This is a genomic window from Colwellia sp. BRX10-9, from assembly GCF_014077405.1.
In the GTDB taxonomy this organism is placed as follows: Bacteria; Pseudomonadota; Gammaproteobacteria; order Enterobacterales; family Alteromonadaceae; genus Colwellia_A.
Genome location: NZ_JACGVV010000015.1, coordinates 90,079 through 105,232 on the forward strand (window position 1 = coordinate 90,079; position 15,154 = coordinate 105,232).

20 protein-coding genes are annotated in these 15,154 nt (G+C 36.9%); 9 read left to right on the plus strand and 11 right to left on the minus strand.

What is annotated here, in order from left to right:
• Positions 1-164 precede the first annotated feature (164 nt).
• The 4 genes from H4J69_RS10725 to msrQ all read left to right on the plus strand — a co-directional run bounded on the left by H4J69_RS10725 (position 165) and on the right by msrQ (position 2,997).
• Positions 165-716 carry a DUF2058 domain-containing protein gene (locus tag H4J69_RS10725; RefSeq protein WP_182216498.1) on the plus strand — a complete coding sequence of 184 codons (552 nt, stop codon included), beginning with the start codon at positions 165-167 and terminating at the stop codon, positions 714-716.
• A 121-nt stretch (positions 717-837) separates the two neighbouring features.
• On the plus strand, positions 838-1,200 hold the full coding sequence (locus H4J69_RS10730; RefSeq protein WP_182216499.1) for a glutaredoxin: 363 nt from the start codon (positions 838-840) through the stop codon (positions 1,198-1,200).
• A 102-nt stretch (positions 1,201-1,302) separates the two neighbouring features.
• Complete coding sequence (gene msrP, locus H4J69_RS10735; RefSeq protein WP_182216501.1) at positions 1,303-2,322, plus strand: protein-methionine-sulfoxide reductase catalytic subunit MsrP; 1,020 nt, start codon at positions 1,303-1,305, stop codon at positions 2,320-2,322.
• An 81-nt stretch (positions 2,323-2,403) separates the two neighbouring features.
• Complete coding sequence (gene msrQ, locus H4J69_RS10740; RefSeq protein ID WP_070377183.1) at positions 2,404-2,997, plus strand: protein-methionine-sulfoxide reductase heme-binding subunit MsrQ; 594 nt, start codon at positions 2,404-2,406, stop codon at positions 2,995-2,997.
• A gap of 57 nt (positions 2,998-3,054) precedes the next feature.
• Here the strand turns inward: msrQ and H4J69_RS10745 are convergent, their stop codons facing one another.
• From H4J69_RS10745 to H4J69_RS10760, 4 genes are all read right to left on the minus strand, one after another.
• Positions 3,055-4,932: a M4 family metallopeptidase gene (locus H4J69_RS10745; protein ID WP_182251966.1), complete on the minus strand. Its 1,878-nt coding sequence runs from the start codon at positions 4,930-4,932 to the stop codon at positions 3,055-3,057.
• Positions 4,929-5,288 carry a hypothetical protein gene (locus tag H4J69_RS10750; protein ID WP_182244219.1) on the minus strand — a complete coding sequence of 120 codons (360 nt, stop codon included), beginning with the start codon at positions 5,286-5,288 and terminating at the stop codon, positions 4,929-4,931. Before H4J69_RS10750 ends, H4J69_RS10745 begins: the two co-directional genes overlap by 4 nt.
• Positions 5,289-5,631: 343 nt before the next feature.
• On the minus strand, positions 5,632-5,991 hold the full coding sequence (locus H4J69_RS10755; RefSeq protein ID WP_182216504.1) for a hypothetical protein: 360 nt from the start codon (positions 5,989-5,991) through the stop codon (positions 5,632-5,634).
• A gap of 40 nt (positions 5,992-6,031) precedes the next feature.
• Positions 6,032-6,310: a peptidylprolyl isomerase gene (locus tag H4J69_RS10760; protein WP_070375959.1), complete on the minus strand. Its 279-nt coding sequence runs from the start codon at positions 6,308-6,310 to the stop codon at positions 6,032-6,034.
• 247 nt (positions 6,311-6,557) lie between these two features.
• On the opposite strand from H4J69_RS10760, the gene H4J69_RS10765 reads away from it, so the two are divergent.
• Positions 6,558-7,451, plus strand: coding sequence for a hydrogen peroxide-inducible genes activator (locus H4J69_RS10765; RefSeq protein WP_182216505.1), 894 nt, complete (start codon positions 6,558-6,560; stop codon positions 7,449-7,451).
• Positions 7,452-7,625: 174 nt separating this feature from the next.
• Positions 7,626-7,994: a hypothetical protein gene (locus H4J69_RS10770; protein ID WP_182216507.1), complete on the plus strand. Its 369-nt coding sequence runs from the start codon at positions 7,626-7,628 to the stop codon at positions 7,992-7,994.
• Between the two features lie 30 nt (positions 7,995-8,024).
• On the opposite strand, the gene H4J69_RS10775 is transcribed toward H4J69_RS10770, so the two are convergent.
• The 4 genes from H4J69_RS10775 to H4J69_RS10790 are packed head-to-tail and all read right to left on the minus strand — an operon-like array spanning position 8,025 to position 10,375.
• Entirely contained in the window at positions 8,025-8,420 is a 396-nt protein-coding gene (locus H4J69_RS10775; RefSeq protein WP_182216508.1) for a CBS domain-containing protein, read from the minus strand.
• Complete coding sequence (locus H4J69_RS10780; RefSeq protein WP_070375962.1) at positions 8,417-8,767, minus strand: P-II family nitrogen regulator; 351 nt, start codon at positions 8,765-8,767, stop codon at positions 8,417-8,419. The genes H4J69_RS10775 and H4J69_RS10780 overlap by 4 nt, the downstream gene beginning before the upstream one ends.
• 4 nt (positions 8,768-8,771) lie before the next feature.
• A complete protein-coding gene (locus H4J69_RS10785) occupies positions 8,772-9,638 on the minus strand; it encodes a DUF1538 domain-containing protein (RefSeq protein ID WP_182216510.1) in 867 nt (288 codons plus the stop codon).
• Positions 9,638-10,375, minus strand: a complete 738-nt coding sequence (locus H4J69_RS10790) for a DUF1538 domain-containing protein (protein ID WP_182216512.1) — start codon at positions 10,373-10,375, stop codon at positions 9,638-9,640. Before H4J69_RS10790 ends, H4J69_RS10785 begins: the two co-directional genes overlap by 1 nt.
• 282 nt (positions 10,376-10,657) lie before the next feature.
• Between H4J69_RS10790 and H4J69_RS10795 the strand changes: the two genes are divergently transcribed.
• Both H4J69_RS10795 and H4J69_RS10800 read left to right on the plus strand, forming a co-directional pair.
• Positions 10,658-11,035, plus strand: coding sequence for a PA2779 family protein (locus H4J69_RS10795; protein WP_182216513.1), 378 nt, complete (start codon positions 10,658-10,660; stop codon positions 11,033-11,035).
• 52 nt (positions 11,036-11,087) lie between these two features.
• Positions 11,088-12,020, plus strand: coding sequence for a PA2778 family cysteine peptidase (locus H4J69_RS10800; protein ID WP_259364637.1), 933 nt, complete (start codon positions 11,088-11,090; stop codon positions 12,018-12,020).
• A 144-nt stretch (positions 12,021-12,164) separates the two neighbouring features.
• Here H4J69_RS10800 and H4J69_RS10805 read toward each other — a convergent pair whose 3' ends face one another.
• The 3 genes from H4J69_RS10805 to H4J69_RS10815 all read right to left on the minus strand — a co-directional run bounded on the left by H4J69_RS10805 (position 12,165) and on the right by H4J69_RS10815 (position 13,899).
• Positions 12,165-12,632, minus strand: coding sequence for a hypothetical protein (locus H4J69_RS10805; RefSeq protein WP_182216518.1), 468 nt, complete (start codon positions 12,630-12,632; stop codon positions 12,165-12,167).
• Entirely contained in the window at positions 12,632-13,444 is an 813-nt protein-coding gene (locus H4J69_RS10810; protein WP_182216520.1) for a PEP-CTERM sorting domain-containing protein, read from the minus strand. The genes H4J69_RS10805 and H4J69_RS10810 overlap by 1 nt, the downstream gene beginning before the upstream one ends.
• A gap of 317 nt (positions 13,445-13,761) precedes the next feature.
• On the minus strand, positions 13,762-13,899 hold the full coding sequence (locus H4J69_RS10815; protein WP_182216521.1) for a hypothetical protein: 138 nt from the start codon (positions 13,897-13,899) through the stop codon (positions 13,762-13,764).
• A gap of 403 nt (positions 13,900-14,302) precedes the next feature.
• Between H4J69_RS10815 and H4J69_RS10820 the strand changes: the two genes are divergently transcribed.
• A complete protein-coding gene (locus H4J69_RS10820) occupies positions 14,303-14,971 on the plus strand; it encodes a GntR family transcriptional regulator (protein ID WP_070375969.1) in 669 nt (222 codons plus the stop codon).
• The last annotated feature ends 183 nt before the right edge of the window (positions 14,972-15,154 follow it).

The window sequence follows — 15,154 nt, forward strand, 5'->3', positions numbered from 1 at the left end:
TATTTAGACGTGCTAGATTACCTTATTATTTATAAAGTTAACATTTAATGATAGAAGATTATTATCGGTTTATGTACAAAGAAAAGCTGAGCTACTTTTTTATTGCTATTTTTCCCGATAGAATAGCAACAATTACTATTGATAAACCTAATTAAGGAGTTTGTATGGCATCTTTACAAGATCAGCTATTAAAAGCAGGCTTAACGACTAAGCAAAAAGCGCGACAAGCAAATACAAGCCAGCGTAAATCAAATAAACAAAAACGCAGTGGCGTAGCAAAAGACGAAAGTTTACAAGAACAAGTAAAGCAAGACTTAGCTAAAGCTCAAAAAGAAAAATTGGCGAAAGACACCGCGCTCAATGAAGAAAAAAAGCAACAACTCGCCAACAAAGAAAAAATGCTACGCATCCAACAAATACTCGAACACCATCAAATAAAAAATGTTAGTGGTGAAACAGAATATAATTACACCTTTAACAGTAAAATTAAAAAGTTATTTGTTAACGCGGTTACCCATAGAGCTTTAGTTAATGGACGATTAGCGGTTTGTGGGTTAACCGAACAGAGTTATTTAGTGACAGCTGAAACCGCAGCAAAAGTAGCGACTTTAGATGCTAGTGTTATTTTAGTACAAAATGATAAAGTGGAAAGTGATTTAGTTGAAGCTGACGATCCTTATGCCGATTATCAAATTCCTGACGATATGATGTGGTAGATAGCCATTTGCGCGAAATGAAAGCAGTGTTAACCAAGTAGTTATGTTAAACTCGCGCAAAATTAGGGTGGCTGTTTTTAGACAGTCTAGTGTTTTTTTTTAAATAAAGAGAAGTTGATTTATGTTTATTGTTCGCTGGATTATTGGTCGTATTATCTTATTGTTAAATTTTGTTTTTTCACCGAGCGGCCCAAAAAGAACAACTCAATTGCAAGCTGAAATAGATACAAGCACACAACACTTGAGCTTATATCAATTACCCGCTTGTCCTTTTTGTGTGAAAGTTCGTCGTTCTATAAAACGCGATGGTTTAAATATCGAATTACGTAATATTAATCAAAATGAGAATTATCGTGAAGAGTTAATCAAAGAAGGTGGAAAACGTACGGTACCTTGTTTGAAAATCACGGATGAAAACCAAAAGGTTACTTGGTTATATGAATCTTCTGCTGTGGTTGATTATTTACATCAATTTGCCCGCTAATTGATAGAACAGTAATATTATTTTATAAATAATGAAGTATTTCTCTATTTCTCGGGTCTATTGGTTTATCGTTAGTTAATTAATAACCTGAGAAGTAGCCATATGTTAATTAAATCTCCAGGAAAATCAGCACTAAAAGAACATCAAGTTACCAGCGAAAGTGTTTACTTAAAGCGTAGGCAGCTTATTAAGCAAATGGGTTTCTTCGGTGCCGGTACTTTATTATCTTCAACTATATCTAGCACTGTAAACGCCCAAGGTTTAGATTTTTTTTCATCAGAACCAGAAAATACCTTTCAACGTTATCCCTTAAAGTTCACGACTGACGCTACTAATAATACTGAAGTGTTGACACCTGAAGCTAAGGTAACCAGCCATAATAATTTTTATGAATTTGGTATAGGTAAAAACGATCCCGTTAATAATGCGCAAAACTTCAATATTAAACCTTGGCAGCTCACGATAAGTGGTGAGTGTGATAAGCCTTATACTTTAGATTTAGATGATTTAACGAAAAGTTTTGCCCTTGAAGAGCGTATTTATCGGCTGCGATGTGTAGAAGCTTGGTCAATGGTTATCCCATGGGTTGGCTTTGAATTATCAAAACTATTAAAAAAGGCACAGCCGAACTCTCGAGCTAAGTATGTTGCTTTTGAAACCTTACACGACCCAGAGCAAATGCCAGGACAAGCAAGTAGGCGAATGGGCGGCGGTATTGATTACCCTTATGTGGAAGGGTTACGTATTGATGAGGCGATGAACCCACTTACCCTAATGAGTGTCGGTCTCTATGGCAAAACATTACCAGCACAAAATGGTGCGCCAATCCGTTTAGTGGTGCCATGGAAATATGGTTTTAAAAGTATTAAATCGATTGTTGCAATAAAATTTGTTGAACATCCTCCTGCGTCAACATGGAATATTTTAGCCCCTAACGAATACGGCTTTTATGCCAATGTTAATCCTGACGTTGACCATCCAAGGTGGAGTCAAGCCAGTGAACGAAGATTAACTTCTGGCGGATTGTTTGCGCGTAACCGTATCGATACTTTGCCTTTTAATGGCTACGGTGAGGAAGTTGCCGATCTATATAGAAACCTTGATTTACGGAAAAACTTTTAAAAATAGCGACAGGGTAAAATCGTGAGTAGGGGCTTTATTGCCCCACTAATCTGTAGTAATAACTTGAGTCGTATCATCTCTATGAAGTATAAAGTTATTTTGTTTAAAATTTTTGTCCACCTCGCGGCTTTTTTACCATTAGCCAATGCTTATTATCTGGCTTTTACTGATCAACTAGGCGCTGACCCAGTTGAAGCCATTATTCATTTTACCGGTATTGGTGCGTTTAATTTATTGCTATTAAGTTTAATGATAACGCCTTTAAGTAAGCGCTTTAAAATATCAATATTATTAAAAGTTCGCCGATTAGTAGGCTTATATAGCTTTACTTATGCTTTCCTACATTTAACCAATTTTCTAGTGTTTGAAGTGCAGTTTGATTGGTCACTATTTGTGAGTGAAATACTTGAACGACCTTATATTACTATTGGTATGGCGGGGTTATTGATTTTGTTAACGCTTGCGATAACATCAATTTCGTTATTAAGAAAAAAAATGGGTAAAAATTGGCAAAAGCTCCATAATTGGGTTTACTTAGCTGTTGTTCTTGTTGGGATTCATTTTTATTGGTCGGTAAAGTCTGAAATCATAGAACCGAGTATTTATCTTTTTATTACTTTTCTTCTTTTAGCACTTCGTTTTAAAAAACTAAATAAGTGGATAAAAAAAGACTAGCCAAAAGCACTGGCTAGTCTTAACTTATTATTTATAAAGTAATGACTATAAGTAAGTTTATGGATTTGCTTGCAATGTTAACGTCATACCTGAAGCTGTACTATAGCCAAATATATCTATATACCATGTACCTGCAGCAGGGGTTGTAAAGCTACAGCTTTCATTGTTACCATTTTTATAAGGTCGACAATCATAGGCAGAAGCTGTTGATTGTGCTCCTCGGCGAATATATAAGTCAGCATCACCTGACCCTCCTGAAAGGCTAATAGTCAGATCGGCATAACCTGCAGGTAAAACTTGAGTAAAGCGCTTCCACTGTCCTTTTGATACAGCAACATTCGACTCTGAACCATTAAGCGCAGGATTTCCTGTAGCAGCTTCTGTAAAACTACCTGTTAAGCTAACTCCCGAAAATGCTGAATAGGCTTTGACTCGAACATAATATGTTCCACCCGTTGATGTACCTGCACAAGACTCTACATTTCCGCCTTTATAAGGACGACAGTCATAGCTTGAATCGGTAGGTGCTGAACCAAACTTAACATACATATCAGCATCACCAGAACCACCCGTTGTTAAAAAGCTGATATCTGTTGCGCCCGATGGAACTTCCATCGTGTAAACAACGTCTGCATTTGTTGACGCACTTAGGTTCGTGGCAGCAACACCATTGGTTAATACATTACCCGTTGGAGGTGTTCCTGTTGTCGGACAAGCACCAACACCTACAGCACACCAAGCCGTTTCTACTGCTGTTTTTTCGGTAGCACCATATAAATCTTGTGCGGCTTGAGCTGTTGCCGCTCTTGCACCCGCAAAATTAGTATTTTGATTCATGTAGGTAACAAGTGCACGATAGAAAATCTTTTCGGCCTTTGCCATACCTATACTGGGTACTTGTGCCGTTGATTTGTTGCGCGGATGAGTACCACCGTCTACCAACAAAACATAAGCTAAATTAGCAATACCTGAGTTACCGTGAACACCACCTTGGTCATTACTATTACTTGGGTTACTTACAAAAGGAATGCGCTCTGGGTACCAATCTTTTGAGTAATTATCTTGAGTTGGATTATCCATGTAACGTAAGGCCTGACCTTGAGTGTTATATAAACCATCTCCCAATAACCATGAAGAACTTGTTGTGCCATTACGGTAAGCTTCGGCTGAGATACCAAGAATATCTGACCAAGCTTCGTTTAAGGCGCCTGATGCATTGGCATAAATTAGGTTTGCCGTTTTATCTGTGACACCGTGTGTTAATTCATGACCTATGATATCAAAGTCACTGGTAAAGTCGTTCATGCCACCAGATGCTTGACCATACATCATTTGTGAGCCCGTCCAATAAGCGTTAACTACGCCTAAATCAACACTAGATACGAGTGTCATTCCATTGTTATCAAGGCTGTCGCGACCAAATTTACTTTGATAATAGTCATACACTTTTGACGCGCCATCATGTGCACGTTGTGCTGCGGCGTTACTGCCACAACTTTGTGTGTTAGTACATAACAAAGTACCTGGAGCCGAGTTTGCCGAACCGCCATTAAGCGTGTATGTCCGCCAATTTTTAGCAGAATGTACTTGTGGCTCTCTCGCTAAGATTTCAGAAGTATTCACATCAAAGTATATAAAATCACGACCAAAGTCTTCACCGCCATTATCCCATGATACTTCTAGTCTATAAGCGAGTTTAGTTTCTTCTGAAAGTGGTAGGTACACGTAAGCAAGCTCAGGAATATTTAACACGTCTCCAACACTTTCAGCAGCAACCAGTGCTTGTGCAGAGTCATTGCTTAATGCACTAGCGTTGTTCATTACTGAAAACGAAGGTAATGAATTAGTGGCTAATTTACCCGTAACTTTATAAACGCTACTTGCACTGTTACTTGCGTTAAAAGTATTTATTGGCGAATTAGTATGCATAATCATACTTGTACCATACTCACTTTAATACCGTTAATCGTTTGATCAAAGTGAGTATGGCTTTTACCTAATTCATCAGTCCATTGGCGTCGAACTTTAAATTTTTCATTACCAACTGAGCCGTATGAGCTTTGATTTGAAATGATGTTTTGAAAGGCTTGTTCTGCAGGGTTTTTGATTACCAGCGGGTAATTTCCAAGCACTGGACTTGGGCTTGCTGGTGCCATAACCGGTGTTCCGGTGTTTGTTTCTTGTTGCAGTGAACTGGCGCTCATTTCAACAGCTGTTGCGTTCATTGTTGCAGCGGTAAGTGCTGCGCCAATAAGGAATGAAAGTTGAGAAATCTTATTATTATTTTGCATTAAGTGTTCCTAATTTTACTTAATTTATACTTGCATTAAAAGCCAAGCGATATTTTTATTTTCCTCCCTCATTCCTTTGATTAATTTGTCCTCCAATGGCCTTGAGGATTTTTTAGCCAGTCTTTGCTGACAAATCAAACGTAACATTGATTTAACATCTTTAGCAACAAATTGATCTATTATTAATATTTAATTAACAACTATATCAATAAACTATTGTTTAAAAAAATTTATGCGAAGTGATATTTGTGAAATAGGCAATGATTTATATAAGGAAAAATAAATAAAGATTCGAGAAAATAATGAAAGTATCTAACAAATTAATAAGGTATTAACGCGTTCGTTAATTAATAAAGGTTAGCGTGTTGGGTAGGCTATTGTTTAACGTTACAAAGGTAACCTTAGGTTGTTCTTGGTTATTAGGTACTATGCCTTCAACAAGCGCGACAATGGTTGTTGATGGTGCATTAGCACTTCTAGACGTTACGACGACAGAAACGAGTTTTCGCCACTGGCAACCAACAAATCCACAAATATCACCAAGCTCGAGTTGCTGGTAAGTTATTTGAAAGTTAGTGATAGATTTATCAGCAAGGTAATGAATTATTTTTTCATCTGCTTTTACCGCGTCAATTGCAATAGAATTAGCTTGGCAGTGATTTGCAATCGATAAAAGAAGCATCAATATTATAATTTTTGCCATTGATAACCTTTCCTTTATCGATTTTTAAGCAAACTGACTATTAAGAGCGAGCCGTTACTTCTAATAAATGATAACCAAATTGCGTTTTTACTGGTCCTTGAACTGTGTTTAAATCAGCAGTGAAAACCACTTCATCAAATTCTGGTACCATTTGACCACGGCCAAATGATCCTAAATCTCCACCTTGCATTTTTGAAGGACAGTTTGAGTGCTCCTGCGCTACAACCGCAAAATCTGCTCCATCTTCGATTTGTGCTTTAAGCGTTAAACATTGCTCTTCTGTATCTACTAATAAATGACGTGCTGATGCTTGTGACATGTTGCTTCCTATATGATGGTGTAAATTAATCCTCTAACTTTACCGTATCTTTAGAAAAAATTAAAGAAATCGATGGATTGAATTAATATTCATCAACTTTATACTCGGTTTATTGATTAAAATGACAAGTTAACAATAAATTTATACTTTTGTCCTAGGGTCCTTATTCGGTGTTTGTTAAATCATAATCGTTTTATTTAATTGTGATGTGATAAATTAATCGTCATTACCCTTTGGACTTTGCCTTATGTTTTTACCGAATCTTAAACATTTACGCTATTTAATTGCGCTTTACCAAGAACAAAATTTTCATCGAGCAGCTAGTGCATGCTTTGTTAGTCAGTCAACCTTAAGCAGCGCTATTCTAAAATTAGAAGAACAGCTAAATTGTCAATTAATTGAACGTGACAACAAATCTTTTTTATTTACTACTCAGGGCATTGAAGTTGTTGAAAAATCCCGACAGTTATTAGTCTCGGCCAACGAATTAGTCAACTTTGCAAAACAACAAGGTAGTGAGTATACCGGCACCGTACGTATTGGTTGTATTCCAACGATTGCGCCATTCCTATTAACCGATTTTGTGCGCGCCTGCCAAAGTAAACTTCCTGATTTAGCCTTATTTTTACGTGAAGATACTACTGAAAACTTAATGAATATGCTTAATAATGGTGAAATAGATGTGTTGATTCTAGCGTTGCCAATAGCAGTAAATAACTTTCATTGTCGATTAGTAGGTAAAGACAGGTTTTTTATGGCAGGTAATAAAAGGCTAGTAGAGACCTTTCAACAAACAGACAGTTATAAACATTTACCAGAACAGAGTATTTTCTTATTATCATCAGAACATTGCCTTACTGAGCATGCCTTGTCGGCATGTAAACTTGCTGATAAATCGCGTATTCATTCTTTTTCTGCGTCAAGCTTGTCAACATTGGTACAGATGACCGCTTTTCATCAAGGTTTTACTTTTTTGCCTGAGATGGCGGTAAAGAAAAATATTGGGGAAAATGAGGGGTTAACCATTGCACCATTAGATCAAGATTATTATCGAGAAATTGGTGTGTTATGGCGAAAAACGTCAATGAGAAATGTTTTATATAATCAATTGTCAGCTGTGATAACTGACTTATTAATTTAATTAATCAAACTAACTAATCGATAACTCAGCTCACGGTAACGATTTATTGAACAATAGCTAAAGCATTATTTGCTAGTTAATTATAGTTAAGTGGTCTTTGTTTGTTCTAGCATAAGTTAATTTTTATACTGCTTGTTATTATAGTTGGGTTATCGTTATTTTAGGAAGTTGTAGATGTTATTTTTGTATTTATATATTGGCTATTGTTTGGTTAAACTTTACTCGGTTATTAATGTTCTATCACAGCAAAGTCTTGCTTTGTCAGCCATTATATTTTCAATAGTGGTCTTCTTTATTTGGTCTTTTATACCTGTGTTAGGCTATTTGTTGGCCAAACTTATCGGAGCAAAAGGGCAGTCTAGTGGCTATATTTTATTTATTATCGGTGTGGGTGTTGGCTTATTAGAGAATGCTTTATTTTACTTTAATGTTATTACACCTTATCAGGGAGACACCGGCACATTAATCGTTATGGGCGTGTTTTTTATCACCGCTTATTTTTCTTTTAAAACGCCAAGATGTTTTACTCATAATAAAGCCTAAAGCATCACCTTAGACTTTATAACAGGGTTGCTATTCTACCTGGCTAAAAACCATATTAATGTAATCAACCATGCCAACAATTTCATTGTCTGCAACAACGGGGGCTAAGTGAATGCTAAAGCGTTCAAATAACCGAGCGCAATATCTTACATCCATATTTGGGTTAACACTTAAGATAGGTTTTGCCATTATTTCATATAAGTTTACCCGGTCGGGCGAACGGTCTTTTGCTAAGACCTCTTTCGCAATATCAGCAAGCATCACTAAACCGTATTCATCTTGAGGATTACGCTTATTGATAATTAAGGCATTAACATTATGCTTTTTTGCTAATTTAATACCTTCAGCAACAGTCATCATGCCATCAGCAAATTGATAGTTATCAGTGGTCATTGCATCTTTAACTTGTACTAATTTATGGATCATAGTTCTTCCTCAACTTTGCCTTTTAAGCGTTCTACTTGATGAGCTACGCCAACAGCATCTTCGACATTTAGTTGAATCGCAATACCTTTACCCGGATCTTGGTCAAACCCTGCGATTTTACTGATCCGTTCTAGAATTTTTCTTGATAAATGTTCTTCAACGACAAAAAGTAATACGTCTCTTTGTGTCTCAAGTTGCATACCAAAAAAGGTTCTTTGGCGTTTAATACCTTCACCTCTAGCATTATTTATTATCGTTGCGCCAGTGGCTCCAGCCATTCTGGCGCCTTTCATAACTTCGTCTGTTACACCGTCGTCAACAAATGCGACAATTAGTTTGAATTGCATGTGATCACCTGTTTAATTTATCTTGTCTTGAGCTTTTTGAGGGCTCTTGTTTTTTTCTTAAGCTGCGTTTATTAATATTAATTCGTTTTCTGTTTTCACTTTTTCGTTCGATTTGTTGGGCTTTTGCTTGGGTTAATTGTGCATAAGCCATTACAGCAATAATAGGAAATAAACTGGCAAAAGCGATTAAGCCAAAACCATCAATCAGTGGACTACGTCCCGGAATGGTACTGGCTAAACCTAAGCCTAAAGCGGCAACTAAAGGGACTGTGACTGTTGATGTGGTTACACCGCCAGAGTCGTAAGCCAGAGGCACAATTAGCTTAGGACAAAAAAATGTTTGAATAACGACAACGATATAACCAGAGATAATATAGTAATGAATAGGATGACCAACCACGATACGATAACTACCAAGGGCGATACCGATAGCAACACCAATCGCCACAGATATTCGTAAACTATTGGCCTTTATGGCTCCACCAGAAACTTCTTCTGCCTTTATTGCTACAGCAATCAATGACGGCTCAGCAATTGTAGTGCTAAAACCTATTGCAGCTGCAAAAATATATACCCAGAAGTAATCTGACCAATGAATGCGAGTTAATACCTGTTCGCCAGTATGGATAAATTCTGGCGCTGTTAATTGTGTTGCCATCATTTTACCTAATGGAAATAAGGCTTTTTCTAGACCCAGTAAAAATAAAGCTAAACCAATTAATACATAAATAAAACCAAAGCCGACTTGTTTAATATGTGGAATGGGTTTGCGGATCACTAATAGTTGGAAACCTAAAATAATTGACAGTATTGGCAGTACGTCAATAATGGTGTTTTTTAAGGTAATTAAAAACTCAAAAAGTAAAGCCATTAATTGATCACCATGCCGTAAATCATCACAAAAACCATCGGGGTTAATGAAGCTAAAGCGATTAAGCCAAAACCATCGGTCATCGGGTTTCTACCTTTGATTGCAGAAGCTAAACCAACGCCCAGTGCAGTGACTAAGGGAACGGTAATGGTTGATGTAGTCACGCCACCTGAATCGTAAGCAATACCGATTATCCAGCTTGGAGCAATCATAGTCATCATCACTACAAGTACATAGCCTCCCAAGATGAGGTATTGAATTGGCCAGCCACGTATAATACGTAATACACCAATCACAATGGCAAGCCCTACGGCAAATGCAACAGTAAAACGCAGTCCATTTGCATAGGAAATTTGTGCGGCTAAAGTATCTTTTATAATGCCACCAGAGGCGGCCACACTTGCTGCTTCTTTGGCTACAGCAATTAATGAAGGCTCGGCAACGGTGGTGCCAAAGCCCAGGCAAAAAGCGAAGGTAAGTAACCAACTAATGCTGCCTTTTTTTGCAAAGGCTTGTGCCATAGATTCGCCAATGGGAAATAGTCCCATTTCTAGGCCATAAATAAAAAAAGTCAGGCCGAGCACAACTAATGCTAAACCTACTAAAATATCACCAATATTTGGCATGGGTTGTTGAAGAACAGCAAATTGAAAAAAAGCGATCACTAAAATTATTGGCAGTAAGTCTTTGCAACTACCGAGTAATGCTTTTAAAAAAACGATAAGCTGTTGATTCATAAGAATAGTGTTTTAGTGGGTTTAGGGTATTATATAAAATGTGAAAAGTATTACTTTGTGCTGAATCAAACTAATTGTTTTATTTAAATTTAAGCTAAGCACAACGGATTAACCTTATATAAAATCAAGACGTCGCCTAACATTGTTAGGGTTTTCAATTATCTGTGCTAGAGTCATACTTTGATATATAACGGTTTGTGACTGGCTAAAGTAATTAACGCTTAGTCGTTAGCCTTATTTTATTTTACAAGTATCACTATTAATCATTAAGCGAGCAATAACATGAAAAAAATATCAATAGTATCCTGTGCAATATTTACTGTGTTGTTTAGCATCTCAAATGCTTTTGGCGCAGTTATCCCTTCAAGCAATGTTATTCAACAGCAGCAAAGTTTGTATAACACCCAACAAGTTTTAAGCTTACTTGATGGTGCAGAAGTTCAAGAAAAGTTAGTTTCTTTGGGGGTTAATGTTGCCGATGCTCGAACTCGAGTGGCTAATATGACACAACAAGAACTCAATACTTTTAATTCAACCCTAAACGATATGCCTGCTGCTAGCGGAGTCGTTGGTACTATAGTCACTGTGCTAGTGGTTTTAGCTGTTTTGGATGTAATGGGTATAACTGATGTTTATTCATTCATTAGACCCATAAATTAAATTATAGGTGTTAAATTATACCTTTTGTAAAGCTGGCCTTTTGGTCAGCTTTTTGTTTTTAGCTAATGGCTGTGCAACGCCACCGCAAAGCAAGGCACTCTTGGCTTCACCGCCTGACATTACGGCTAAACATCAAATTAACAACGTACCTTTCTTCCCCCAGCAAGATTTTTTTTGTGGTCCTGCAACGCTGTCTGAAGTTTTTAATTATTATGGGGTGGAAAAAGATCAACAAAGCTTAGCGGCTGAGTTATTTGTTCCAAAGTTAAAAGGTAGCTTTCAAATTGAGATGGTTGCTTCTGCTCGTCAAGCTGGTTTTGTTGCTTACGCACAAGAAGGTAATTTAGCTCAGTTATTGTCGTTAGTTAGCGAAGATATACCTGTTGTTGTTTTGCAAAATGTCTCAACGCCTTGGTATCCGATGTGGCATTATGCTGTGGTTACCGGTTATGACTTAAAAAAACAACTTATTACCCTGCATTCGGGTGACCTTGCTAATAGAGTTGCTGAGTTTAGTGTTTTTGAAAGAACATGGGCTAGAGGTAAATATTGGCTTTTAGCTGCGCTCCCCCCGACTAAAGCCAGTCAGTATTTGAAGCCATTCATTTATACGCGCGCAGCCCAAGATTTAATTTCAGTAGGGAAAAGCTCAGCGGGCATAACAGCGCTTACCCAAGCAACCAAGCAATGGCCAGATTATTGGCTACCTTATTTTTTATTGGGTAATTACTTTTTAAGCCACGATGTAAAACAAGCAAATTTTTGGTATCAACAAGGCTATAAATTAGCAACACAAGAGTCTGCTTACCTCAATAATTATGCTTATGCATTAAATGCGATAGGCTGTAACCAATTGGCAAAACAAACGATTGAACAAGCCTTAAGACTCGCACCGAAAGACGCTAACATTATTGATAGCCAACAAGCTATTTATCAAAGTAAAGAAACTGCACAATGTTCGATGTCATCTGTTTCACTGCATTAATGAGTTTAGCTTTTTCATGAACCTTTTAAAATTAATACTATGCGGTCAAGGAGACCTATTAATAACAAGTTCCCCCCTTAGTGTTAGTACCGCTCAGTATTAGTTCACGCTAGTGCCAATCTAAGTAGGGGGTACTAATGGGGGTCACTTAAATAGTATGGTTGCTTTTTCTTTTGGTAATAAGGCGTCTGTCCGTTCTACTCGATAAAGACCATTAGTGTGCTTTTTTAATAACCAGAGACCCTCATTACCTATTTCTAAAACAACATCAGTACTCTTTAACATTCCATTAGCTGTGAAAGGTGGGAGTTCTATTAAAAGACTCTGTTGACTCGGTGATAGCCCTTTAAATACCTGTTCGATATAAATAGCACCCACACGAATAACTTGTTTGTTTGTAAGTGTTATATTTTGTTTATGTATTAGCTTTCCTGTTACGGCAACATCAGAAACTTTAACAAGCGCTTGCGAGCTTAAAAATATTTGATCGCCATGAGCGACAAACGAATTTAGTAGCATAAATAAAAAAAGTAAACACGTAAGTAGCTTAGTATAAAAGACTATTTTTTTTTGTACTATAGAACTATTTTTTAATAAAATAAAAGTCACCACTAATATTTTTTTCTTTTTACAATAAGCATAAGTAAGGCACTTAACAATAACAAAATAGTACTTGGCTCTGGAATAGCGGCGATTTGAACATCTCGAAGACCTACTCTCGTTATTAAAGTATCGAAATTTCTATTAGAGAAGGCACGGTCTAGTACTCGTTGCTCGTTTGGCATAGACGGTTGTGAAGCACCTGTTGCCATCAAACCATAATCCGACTCACCGGGGTTAAGTTCTTTTCCCCCTGGATGTGATAAGAAAAGAGAATGGCCAATTTCATGTGATGCTGTACCAGCTATCAGGTTAATCAGTTCTTTATTATTAGTGGCATAGCGGGCTAAGTCTGTTGCTATATTATTGGTGAAAATTGAACCAATAACCTTCCCTTGCCAATACGATGTTAAAGCACATCCTGAGCAGGCATGGCCTAAATGTGACTCTCCACTGGTTACGTTACCGAATTGAAAATACGAGAACTCATTATCGCCATTACTTGGGCCTGAACCTATTGTGCCAACTTCGAAATTAATATTTAGCTCTTTACCAGCCGATAAACCAGCATAGCTATAGCCAAAGAAGTCATTGCTGATCGCCGACGATATATTGTTAATAACGTCATTTAATCCCATGTTACTAAAGCCATAGATAGATTCATCAAAAGCATTAGTCTTAGCGCCATACATATCAGTAGAGTCGATAGTCGTGAAGTCTAAAATGATCGTGGTTGCTGCAGATTTTGGCATAAATACTGCCATTGCAGTAACCAATAACAGTAAAGTGAATATTCTTTTTTTTATTATTTGGTGGTTTTGCATGGTAAGCCTTTGTGTTTGCCAAGTTATATATGAAAAAAATTACTCTATGGAGCTTAAAATCAATTAAAAAAGGATTGTAGTTCGTTGTATAATACGACCAAGTTGTGGTTATCGCTATCTTATTGGTGATGTTATTATTTAATATAATATTGCGTTATTTTAACGCATAAAAATGCCAAGTCCCAGTGTTGTATTGTAATCTCCATCGTTTTTTTCGTCATAAAAGGGTGTTGATGTTAATAACTTTATACGTCGATTAATGCCCTGTAATAGTTGTGTTACTTAAAGAATTTTTAACTAGCTGGCTAGTCTTTATTTTATTTGTCATTAAAAGGGGGATGGGTAAATTGACACATAATAGTGCTAGCTGAGCTCTTTTCAAAGACAAGTAAATGGCTTTTAAAATGGGTGATTTCAGCAAGTGCTACTTTAAAGAGCTGATAATAATAATTCATAGAATTTATCCCTAATTAGAGGCCAACTTAAAGGCCAATCTTGTTGCAAGTGAAATACTTTAATATCGCGTAAAAATGATTTAGCGATTGTCTATGAAATCATCATTTAATTGACAATAAGGTACCAACAGAAGTTGAAGTGTATTCATAAAAAAAACAAGGTAAGCCATACGTTTAGCGCTAATTAAATGATCGTAATCACTGTTGGGAGTGCAAATCAACTCCTCCCCCAATCATTGGTTATTAAAATCAGCCCTATGAGTCACTAACTAGATTATTAAGTCGGTAGGTTTGAAGTTATAACTTTCATTGATAACAACAATAAGCGGCTAATATTTGTTAGTCGCTTTTTTTTAGCTAATAAACCCTTATAATGTCAGCACACTTGCAAGAGAAGTACTTTATGACCATTGTTTATAAAACCCGAACTCAGTTAGTTGTTGAAACCCTTAGAGAGAAGATCCTCAGTGGCGAAATTCAAGCAGGACAACCTTTACGGCAAGCGGCATTAGCCGAAGAGTTAAATGTTAGTCGAATTCCGGTACGTGAAGCGTTACTACAATTAGAAGCTGAAGGTTTAGTTGCTTTTGAACCGCATAAAGGCGCTACAGCTACCGAGCTAAATGCTAGTCAAGTTGATGAATTATTTGAACTGCGTGCTATGTTGGAAGCTGACTTGTTGGCGTCATCAATCCCTCGTCTTACGGTTGAAAAACTTGACGAAGCGACAGAACTTCTTGGGAAATTAGACAAAGCGCTTGGTAAAGAAAATGCGGCTAATACCTGGAGCGAATTGAACTCTGATTACCATAACTGTTTATACTCAGGGGCAAATCGTCCGCAAACACAAGACTTAGTTAACACTTTGAATAAAAATGCAGACCGTTATATTCGCATGCATTTATTATGGGCAGGGGGTATTTCAAAAGCAGAATCTGAACACAATGAATTACTCGCTCTATGTAAAGCAGGTAATATTGAAAAGTCTGTTGCTTTGTTAAAACAGCATATTTTGGGTTCTCGTGATGAAATAAAAGCGTTCCTTTGTGCAAGAGAGCTCGCAGAAGGATAATGTTAATTCAGCCTAACCAATAAAGTAGCGGCAAAGTCTTGTCTGTACTTTATATTGTTGGATAGTAAAACATAACGGCTACTATGTTTATTTGGGATGTATTAAATCACTTATAATATTTTTGCGTAGAATTTAGCCTGATAATATTGAGCATTGAGCATTGAGCATTGAGCATTGAGCATT

Bases quoted from the DNA above. Each gene is read 5' to 3' on its own strand.
- H4J69_RS10725 (WP_182216498.1), top strand. From the start codon at position 165: ATGGCATCTTTACAAGATCAGCTATTAAAAGCAGGCTTAACGACTAAG.
- H4J69_RS10730 (WP_182216499.1), top strand. From the start codon at position 838: ATGTTTATTGTTCGCTGGATTATTGGTCGTATTATCTTATTGTTAAAT.
- msrP (WP_182216501.1), top strand. From the start codon at position 1,303: ATGTTAATTAAATCTCCAGGAAAATCAGCACTAAAAGAACATCAAGTT.
- msrQ (WP_070377183.1), top strand. From the start codon at position 2,404: ATGAAGTATAAAGTTATTTTGTTTAAAATTTTTGTCCACCTCGCGGCT.
- H4J69_RS10745 (WP_182251966.1), bottom strand. From the start codon at position 4,932: ATGATTATGCATACTAATTCGCCAATAAATACTTTTAACGCAAGTAAC.
- H4J69_RS10750 (WP_182244219.1), bottom strand. From the start codon at position 5,288: ATGCAAAATAATAATAAGATTTCTCAACTTTCATTCCTTATTGGCGCA.
- H4J69_RS10755 (WP_182216504.1), bottom strand. From the start codon at position 5,991: ATGGCAAAAATTATAATATTGATGCTTCTTTTATCGATTGCAAATCAC.
- H4J69_RS10760 (WP_070375959.1), bottom strand. From the start codon at position 6,310: ATGTCACAAGCATCAGCACGTCATTTATTAGTAGATACAGAAGAGCAA.
- H4J69_RS10765 (WP_182216505.1), top strand. From the start codon at position 6,558: ATGTTTTTACCGAATCTTAAACATTTACGCTATTTAATTGCGCTTTAC.
- H4J69_RS10770 (WP_182216507.1), top strand. From the start codon at position 7,626: ATGTTATTTTTGTATTTATATATTGGCTATTGTTTGGTTAAACTTTAC.
- H4J69_RS10775 (WP_182216508.1), bottom strand. From the start codon at position 8,420: ATGATCCATAAATTAGTACAAGTTAAAGATGCAATGACCACTGATAAC.
- H4J69_RS10780 (WP_070375962.1), bottom strand. From the start codon at position 8,767: ATGCAATTCAAACTAATTGTCGCATTTGTTGACGACGGTGTAACAGAC.
- H4J69_RS10785 (WP_182216510.1), bottom strand. From the start codon at position 9,638: ATGGCTTTACTTTTTGAGTTTTTAATTACCTTAAAAAACACCATTATT.
- H4J69_RS10790 (WP_182216512.1), bottom strand. From the start codon at position 10,375: ATGAATCAACAGCTTATCGTTTTTTTAAAAGCATTACTCGGTAGTTGC.
- H4J69_RS10795 (WP_182216513.1), top strand. From the start codon at position 10,658: ATGAAAAAAATATCAATAGTATCCTGTGCAATATTTACTGTGTTGTTT.
- H4J69_RS10810 (WP_182216520.1), bottom strand. From the start codon at position 13,444: ATGCAAAACCACCAAATAATAAAAAAAAGAATATTCACTTTACTGTTA.
- H4J69_RS10815 (WP_182216521.1), bottom strand. From the start codon at position 13,899: ATGAATTATTATTATCAGCTCTTTAAAGTAGCACTTGCTGAAATCACC.
- H4J69_RS10820 (WP_070375969.1), top strand. From the start codon at position 14,303: ATGACCATTGTTTATAAAACCCGAACTCAGTTAGTTGTTGAAACCCTT.